Source organism: Marinobacterium marinum (genome assembly GCF_013868415.1).
GTDB classification, from domain to species: domain Bacteria; phylum Pseudomonadota; class Gammaproteobacteria; order Pseudomonadales; family Balneatricaceae; genus Marinobacterium; species Marinobacterium marinum.
In genome coordinates this window covers 59,473-67,238 of sequence record NZ_JACEMT010000030.1, presented here as the reverse complement: position 1 = coordinate 67,238, position 7,766 = coordinate 59,473, and the positions used below count along the sequence as shown (strand labels likewise).

Annotated in this window: 8 protein-coding genes; 2 read left to right on the top strand and 6 right to left on the bottom strand. The window is 53.7% G+C overall.

What is annotated here, in order from left to right:
• The first annotated feature begins 47 nt into the window (after positions 1-47).
• Positions 48-1,591, top strand: a protein-coding gene (locus tag H1S06_RS01195) for an IS3 family transposase (RefSeq protein WP_181736393.1) whose coding sequence is annotated in 2 segments (ribosomal slippage) — positions 48-519 and positions 519-1,591 — 1,545 coding nt in all. Because the reading frame shifts where the segments join, the coding sequence is not laid out codon by codon here.
• 12 nt (positions 1,592-1,603) lie between these two features.
• On the opposite strand, the gene H1S06_RS15765 is transcribed toward H1S06_RS01195, so the two are convergent.
• Complete coding sequence (locus H1S06_RS15765) at positions 1,604-1,825, bottom strand: peptide arginase family protein (protein ID WP_407658758.1); 222 nt, start codon at positions 1,823-1,825, stop codon at positions 1,604-1,606.
• Between the two features lie 216 nt (positions 1,826-2,041).
• Positions 2,042-2,935 carry a hypothetical protein gene (locus tag H1S06_RS01185; RefSeq protein ID WP_181736444.1) on the bottom strand — a complete coding sequence of 298 codons (894 nt, stop codon included), beginning with the start codon at positions 2,933-2,935 and terminating at the stop codon, positions 2,042-2,044.
• A gap of 359 nt (positions 2,936-3,294) precedes the next feature.
• Here H1S06_RS01185 and H1S06_RS01180 point away from each other — a divergent pair, with 359 nt between their 5' ends.
• On the top strand, positions 3,295-4,266 hold the full coding sequence (locus H1S06_RS01180) for an IS481 family transposase (protein WP_181736443.1): 972 nt from the start codon (positions 3,295-3,297) through the stop codon (positions 4,264-4,266).
• 278 nt (positions 4,267-4,544) lie between these two features.
• Here the strand turns inward: H1S06_RS01180 and H1S06_RS01175 are convergent, their stop codons facing one another.
• The 4 genes from H1S06_RS01175 to H1S06_RS01160 all read right to left on the bottom strand — a co-directional run bounded on the left by H1S06_RS01175 (position 4,545) and on the right by H1S06_RS01160 (position 7,766).
• A complete protein-coding gene (locus tag H1S06_RS01175; RefSeq protein WP_328515290.1) occupies positions 4,545-5,060 on the bottom strand; it encodes a transglycosylase SLT domain-containing protein in 516 nt (171 codons plus the stop codon).
• A gap of 184 nt (positions 5,061-5,244) precedes the next feature.
• Complete coding sequence (locus tag H1S06_RS01170) at positions 5,245-6,111, bottom strand: bifunctional methionine sulfoxide reductase B/A protein (RefSeq protein ID WP_181736442.1); 867 nt, start codon at positions 6,109-6,111, stop codon at positions 5,245-5,247.
• Positions 6,112-6,211: 100 nt separating this feature from the next.
• The gene (locus tag H1S06_RS01165) at positions 6,212-6,817 is read right to left on the bottom strand and encodes an ABC-type transport auxiliary lipoprotein family protein (protein WP_181736441.1); all 606 of its coding nucleotides are present in this window, start codon (positions 6,815-6,817) and stop codon (positions 6,212-6,214) included.
• A gap of 10 nt (positions 6,818-6,827) precedes the next feature.
• Positions 6,828-7,766, bottom strand: coding sequence for an MlaD family protein (locus H1S06_RS01160; RefSeq protein WP_181736440.1), 939 nt, complete (start codon positions 7,764-7,766; stop codon positions 6,828-6,830).

Genomic DNA, 7,766 nt, shown 5'->3' with positions numbered 1-7,766 from the left:
CCCTATGTGTCAGCGTAGTTGTCGCCTGAAAATTTCAGAGGACAACCATGCCCCACTATTCACCGGAACGTAAGGAAGCCATCCTCCAAAAAATGGCGCCGCCTCACAGCATGACAGTAGCCGAGCTGGCTCGTCAGGAAGGCATCAGTACCGCGACCCTGTACAATTGGCGTAAAGCCGCCAGAGAACGAGGTGCCGTTTTGCCATCCAACTCAGCCGCCCCGGACAAGTGGAGCAGCGAAGAAAAATTCCGCATGGTGCTGGAGACCGCTCCGATGAGCGAAGCGGAGATCGGCGAATATTGCCGCCAGCGCGGTGTGTACCCGGAGCAGATCGAAGCCTGGAAGGCGGCCTGTATGGGCGCCAATGCGCAAGCAGATGAGCAAGCCAAACAGCATCGCCAAGCGACCAAGGCCGAGCGCAAACGGATCAAGCAGCTAGAAGCTGATCTACGCCGCAAGGAGAAGGCGCTCGCGGAGACGGCCGCGCTGCTAATACTGTCAAAAAAAGCAGAGGCGATCTGGGGCCCCAAAGACGAGGACGAATGACCAGCCTCCCGGATCGCCAGCATGCCGTTAGTCTGATCCAGGAGGCTCAGAGCAACGGTGCTCCGCTGGTCAAGGCCTGTGCCTTGCTAAACCTGAGTGTGCGCACCTACCAGCGCTGGACGGCGAATCAGTTGGTCCATGCGGATCAACGACCGATCGCGCCCAGACCTGCACCGCATAACAAGCTGTCAGAGCAGGAGCGTGAAGCCGTGGTATCGCTCTGTAATCAACCGCGATATCGCAGTGCCCCGCCGGCGTTTATTGTGGCGGATCAGCTGGATCAAGGGCGTTATCTGGCGTCGGAATCTACGTTCTACCGGGTGTTGCACGAATACGATCAGCTGCATGCCAGAGGCCGGCAGAAACCGCCTGAGCGCAAACGCCAGGCAACCACACATGAAGCCAGCGAGCCTAATCAGCTCTGGTGCTGGGACATCTCCTGGTTGCCTGGACCTGCCCGTGGCACCTGGTTTTACCTGTACCTGATGATGGATGTCTACAGCCGTAAGATCGTGGGCCACGAAGTCTACGCGCGTGAAACCGGAGAACTGGCCAGCGAGTTCGTCGAAAAGGCCTACTGGCGGGAACATCTGGCCGCCCGATCCAAGCCGCTGGTGCTGCACTCTGATAACGGCAGCCCCATGAAGGCCGCGACGTTCCTGGAAAAGCTGTACGACCTGGGCATTACCCCCTCGAACAGCCGACCTCGCGTCAGCAACGACAACGCCTACTCGGAGTCACTGTTCAAAACCCTGAAGTTCCGACCGGCGTTCCCGGTGAATGGCTTCAAGACGCTCGAAGAGGCACGGCATTGGGTGTTGAAGTTCGTGCGCTGGTACAACACCGAGCATCGGCACAGTGCTCTGAAATACGTGACACCTGAGCAGCGTCATAACGGCGAGGCCGAGTATATCCTGGCGCAACGCAAACGGGTTCTCGAAGTCGAGAAGGCCAAGAACCCCCAACGCTGGTCAGGTGATATCCGTGACTTCAGCTTGCCGGAGTCAGTCACACTGAACCCGGAAAAGGCGGCGAGTTTTTAAAGAGCTGATAACTTATACGCGACAACTACGTTGACAGTTACCGCCGAATTCAGATTGATAGCTGTGATCCAGATAATCCTGAAGGCTTGACGCCCAATCAGGCAGGTTTTTCATCCACTCATCAAGTCGGCTTTGGAGAGTGTCTGTATGTTGATCAATGTGGAACAGAGAATGAGGAGTCTTTAGGTCCAGTTCTTGCAGCCAACACCAAAGGGCGGCCCTGTGATTGTCCATCACATATACATTCCCACTCCTCCATACGAAGTTCTGCTCGAAGGCACCTGAATGATTGCGCCCTTTGAAAGGTAAAATCCATTTATTGCTATCAGTAGACATTATTTTTCCTTGCCATCTTGCGCCTCCTCGTCAGGAGTAAGGCCATGGATTAGATCGAAGTATCCATGAAACGGGGGGCAGCTACACAGTCTGAAAACATGTGCTTGTTAAATTTTATCTTCGCTTGTGCTCTGTTCTAAAAGCTATGTCTGGGATCGAGTCAGAAGGACTGACAACGGTTTGTACGTTTGCTCGCTCTTTTAATCGTTTCTGCGCTACAAAAGCGAAGGATTTACCAATTCGTTCAGCTTCTTGCTGTATTTCGTATATTACTTCACCAGAAATCGGGTTGTCCCTTGCATCAATCATCGTCGAAAAATGATACGTAGCCTCATCTTCATTGTCTGAACGACTGGTATGCTCAAGTATATCGTCTAACTCAACACTGATAGCATCCTGCATACCTGAGCCAATTGCCCCAAAATCCTGCTTGAACCAATCACCTTGCTCAATACTGTTTTTTAGTATGAAAAGATCGTGATCAGTAAATGGGACATGAAAATCGTTGAAATTTATAAACTGTCTACCATCAATTCTCATCTGAAAGTGGTAATGAGGGTAGTCAATTGATGTTCCTTCATGCCCTTGAAAGTCATTCTTCGAGCAGTCAAACGTCCACTCAATATTTTTCCACTTAACGGTATACGATAAAATCTTTCTATCTGATTTCTCGTCTTCAAGATCATTGATATTCGAAAGAAAACGTTCTTGGTTTGCACACCATCGGATAAAGGCAGCTATATTCCCGTAGCCGTAACTTTCGTAAATTTTTGGGAAGTCTTTTTTCTTAAATTTGCATTGCCGCAATAGCCAGTGTAAGCACGGATTATCTTTGCTAATGGTCTTAAAAGGCTTGTTACATAGGTAGCAAATACCCTTTTCATAGCCGGCCCTGAACGCCTCGGCTTGCCTTTGATGTTCCTCATCACTCAGTCGATTCATCTCCTTAATTTCTTCGGGAGACATCTCTTCAAAAATCCGCCTATATTTCACAGTATCTTGCTGCATCTTACTTACCTTTGAAATATAACATTATAATCTTATGAAGGCGTGCTTTTGCGCTTAGCAAAAGATTGAGCGATCTATGTTAACTGCATTAAGAGAAAAGATAATTCGAGATATAACAGCTATTCTCTTCCGTTGAAAATGTACATGCGCGTTTTGCTGCTTTGCCGTGCGCATTATCCTGCAACGGCCAGACCATTATGCTCTGATACTGAACGATTTTCCCTCGTGTTGCCAGTCACTAATTGTCGCATCCCGGATGATCATATAAGCCAAAAGCGTTATCCTTGGTTCGTTGCTCGTGACGTCATGCAGCGCGCCATTGAGCACTTCATCCAGCAAGCACAGGGAGATCAGCCGACATGATGGTATCTTTGCATAAACGGGCACGCACCACCCCTGCCATTCGTGAAGAACTGGCAGCCAGTACCAAGCCTGTCCGCGAACTGGCCCGGCAGTATGGCATCAGCGAGGCAACCGTCCGCAAGTGGCGCAGCCGATCCAGCACGGAAGACCGCTCGCACACACCGCATCGACTGCAAACGCACCTGACACCGGCTCAGGAGGCGATCGTCGTCTATCTGCGCAAACAGCTGTTGCTGTCTCTGGATGACCTGCTGGCGGTCGTCAAAGAATTTCTCTGCGACAAGGTATCCCGTTCCGGTCTGGACCGCTGCCTGCGCCGTCATGGGGTTAGTAATCTGAATGACCTCAAGCCCAAGGTGCCTAAACCGGCCCCCAAGACGTTCAAGGCCTATCAGCCCGGGTTCTTCCATATCGACGTCAAGTACTTGCCGCAAATGGCGGATGAGACCAAGCGTCGATACCTGTTTGTGGCCATTGATCGTGCCACCCGCTGGGTCTTTGTGCAGATCCATCCGAACAAAACGGCCGCGACGGCTCGGCGTTTCCTGGATAGCCTTCAGCAGGCCACACCTATCAAGATCACGCATATCTTAACGGACAATGGGAAGGAATTTACCGACCGCCTGTTTCACTCAAAAGCGCGAGATCCCAGCGGCAATCATGAGTTCGACCGCCTCTGCGCTGACTTGGGGATTGAGCACCGCCTGACCAAGCCCAGAACGCCCCAAACCAATGGCATGGTGGAGCGTTTCAACGGGCGTATAGCCGATGTGCTTAAGACCCACCACTTCGATAGTCGTGAAGATCTTGAGCAAACCCTGCTACGCTATGTGCATTTGTATAATCATCAACTGCCGCAGTCCGCGCTGAAGTCCAGGCCACCCATTATGGCGATGAAGGAATGGTACAAAACCCACCCAGAACTTTTTAATAAGCGCCCTTATAACCATACGGGACGTGACAACTAATGAACACGGTCAAGTAACAAAACATGCACTCAAGGCAAGAAGCCCTGAATGAACTGTATATAATCACAGAAATTCAGAGCAGCTTGTCCACAGTTTCTGTGGTGCATGGAGCGACTGCCTGACTCCCTTAAAGGTCTGTTTTGTGCGCAAAGCAGTCTCGACTGCCCCAGATTATAAGCCCTGCCCCCTGGCATTATCGTACCCTTAGCCCGAGAGGACTAAGCTGCGACTATGTCACTTGCCTCGGTCCATGCTCTACAGCTCTTCTATTCAGTCATTCAAAACGGCCACCACCAGGATGAGGACTTCAGGCGACTCCTGCAGCCTCTGAGTTGCTCGCCATACATCCGGGCGTTCGCATCCACTTTTCTGGCGACCTCGACCAGCCAGCCCTTGCTGTTATAGGTTTTCTGCTTCCAGCCTGTATGCCCTTCGTGGTACGCCAAATACTGGTTGTACGCGTCCCACTTGGAAATACCGAGTGTCCGTTGAGAGATGTCGGCGTACCACCCCATGAAATCAACGGCATCATCATACTCATCACGGTCGGCTCCCCAGTTCCCCGTCTTGTCCTTGTACCAATCCCATGTGCCGTCTTTCACCTGAGCGTAGCCATATGCGCTGGACACTCGCCACCACATCGGGATGCCCAGAAATGTATCTCTTGGGGGTGCCGCATCATGCTTGAAACTTGATTCCTGTCGCATGATGGCGAGCTGTACCTGAATCGGTAAGCCATATTTCTGTTCAACATCCAGGGACGCATCAAACCAATCGGGCTTTTCCCGGAATATCCTGCAGGCGTTTTCAACGTTGGACGGCGGCGTAGTCGCGCAGGATGCCAGCAGGAGGGGGTGTCAGAAGTAACAGTGGCTTGTGCATATGCGTCGAAAGCTCAGATAGACAGGCGATTGGTCTGAACGCTCCGGGCTGCTGCCCCGGCAGACCAGCCGCCCGGTCGTGATCTATCAGCCGCGCTCAAAATCGCTGCTGATAGCGATGGCAGTACGGTACCTTGCCGGTACGCACGTAGTAGTCCTGATGGAACTCTTCGGCGCGCCAGAAAGGCGCCATCGGCAAAACCCGTGTCACCACATGCAGTCCCCGGTTTTCCAGTTCCGCGATCAGTTGCTCGGCGATACCGCACTCTTCGTCATTGTGGACAAAGATGGCGGAAGCGTACTGGGGGCCGATATCCGGTCCCTGGCCGTCTTCCTGGGTCGGGTCATGGATCTCGAAGAACAGCTTCGCCAGAGTTGCGAAGCTGACCTGGGCCGGGTCATAGAGCACCTCGACGGTTTCCAGGTGGCCGGTCTGCTTGCTGCACACCTGTTCATAACTGGGGTTATCCACATGACCGCCCATGTAGCCGGAGACCACCGAAACCACACCCGGTAACTGTTGCATCAGGTGCTCCACGCCCCAGAAGCAGCCGCCGGCAAAATAGGCCGTTTGCAATTCGCATCCCTGCTGTTGGGCCCGCTCTTCCGCGCTCACGAAGTTCATGGAGATGGAGTTGACACAGTGGCGCACGTTTTTGCGTGTCAGCATTTCACCTTCAAACACATGCCCCAGATGACCGCCGCAACTGGCGCACAGAATCTCGGTACGGCGTCCGTCGGCATCCACTTCTCGGCGAATGGCGCCTTCGATTTCGTCATCAAAACTGGGCCAGCCACAATGCGAAGGAAACTTGTCTTCCGATCGATACAGCTCCGCACCACACTGTTTGCAGGTATAAACACCGGTTTCAAAGTGCTCGTTATAACGGCCGGTGAATGGTCGTTCGGTTCCCTTGTGCAGGATTACATGCTGTTCTTCCGGTGTCAGTTTTGTCTCGCTCATAGGGCATCCTGGTGTAAAAAATTCAGGGGACTATCCGTTAGGCAACCAGTCCGACAATAAGATCCCGCTACCAAATCGGAACTTACTGCCCTCGTGCTGCCTATGACGGATTGACATCCAGCAGCCAGCTGCGGATATCTTCGCTGGATTGCTCCATCATGCGGGCAAACGCGCTTACGACTGCCTTGACCTCTTTCCCCTTGGCCGGCTCAAACAGCTCCAGGGCCCGTTCGGCAACAATGCTGCGACTGTCAGTATCAATCAGCTGCAGATACCCCCGCATCACAACAACCGGCTGTCCATCCCGGTACTCGCTCTGGAAGGCATCAAGGCGGCTGACCAGCTCATAACGTGCGGATACCCGCACCTCGTCATTACTGACCCGGGCAAAACGGCTGTCATGCTGCAACGCTGTCACCAGGTGGTCGCGCCACAGGTTCGGAATACTCGCACTCCAGCGAGCACCCTTGTACACGCTGATCGGTTGGCCTTCAGGCACCACCAGCAGGTAGCTGCCACCCAGCAGGTCTTGAGTCTGCGGACGCAGGATGCGCACGTCGCTCATCTGGACCGGCCCCCGCGCTTCAAGCTGAGCCGGGGGCAGTGTCCAGCTTTGCATCGGTTTCGCTTCCGGCAGCAGGCTGCACCCGCCAAACATCAGTGCCAGCCCCAGCGCCAGTATCAGTTTTCCCGTACGTTGCAACATGCTCAACCTCTCAAGGTGTAAATTCATTGGCAGGCGCTTTGCCCGTCAAATAACCGGTCGGATCTTCTTCCAGTCGCGACAGGATTCGGTTCAGTGTACCCAAACTCCGCTGCAACTCCTGCATGACCGGTCCGACTTCCGCCATTCCCTGCAGGCCCTTGTCCAGTGCCTCGGTATTACGTCCCAGCAGTTTTTCCAGCTTCTGGCTTCCCTGCGCCAATGAACGCATGGCCTTTTGCCCTTCTTCAAGCATCGGGCCGCCGCGTGTGGCCAGCAGCTGGTCGGCATGCGACAGCAATCCCCGCGCCTCACGCATCACGGCCTGTGCATCACGTGCAGCCTGAGTCAGTTCATTCAGGGTTTCGCCTACTCCGGCGCGCGACTCAACCAACTCATCAGACACACGCTCCAGGTTGTGGACAATACGACCGATACGGTCAATATTTTCGGCAGACAGCAGTTGCGTTCCCTGTTCCACCAACTCATTGACGTTGGCAAACAGCGTTTCACTGCTGCCCAGTAACGAACCGATCGCTGAAGGTTCGGCTACAATAATGGGCGGCGCATCATCCTGTTCCACCAAAGGCGGTGCCTTGGGGTTGTCGGTACTCAGCAGGATATTGGCCGCGCCGGTAATATTGGCGATCGCCAGCCTGGCTCGAGTCCCCTGATTAATGGGAGTTGCCGCACTGACTTCCATATCGGCCCACACCCTGCGCGGATCAGCCGGGTCCAGCTGAAGCTGGCGTACTTCGCCAACACGCAACCCGTTATATTGAACCAGGCTGCCCACGGTCAGTCCGCTGACGGCTTCCTTGAAAATCACCCTATAGGTTTCGGTTTCCTGCTGTTTGCCCGATTTAACCAGCCAGACGCCAAACCCCAGAGCGGCCAGCAAGCAGACCAGTGTAAACAGCCCGATCGTCACATGGTGTGCACGTGTTTCCAT